This window comes from Marinomonas sp. ATLA20 (genome assembly GCF_057180105.1).
Genome location: NZ_JBXUKU010000069.1, coordinates 1 through 235 on the forward strand (window position 1 = coordinate 1; position 235 = coordinate 235).

Genomic DNA, 235 nt, shown 5'->3' on the forward strand with positions numbered 1-235 from the left:
ACTTAAGGGTTGAATTTAATTGAATAGCCTCAGAAAATCCGATTAAGCTTTCTTAATCGGATTTTTTTGTGTCTATTCAGCAGTTACTTCTCAGCATCGATGAGCTCCACTCCTTCTCAGATCATTCAACCTTCACTCAGAATATTCCCGTTGAGTGGATTGAGTCCGCATTAACCCTTTCCTCAAGCGCAAGCATCAGGCGACGACGCTTACCCGAAGACCAAGTGCTTTGGTT

General features: G+C 43.0%; 1 protein-coding gene. It reads left to right on the top strand.

The window, feature by feature from the left end:
- Positions 1–74 precede the first annotated feature (74 nt).
- On the top strand, positions 75–235 hold a 161-nt coding region (locus AC2A4J_RS20480; protein ID WP_484177312.1), incomplete at its 3' end, for a transposase domain-containing protein.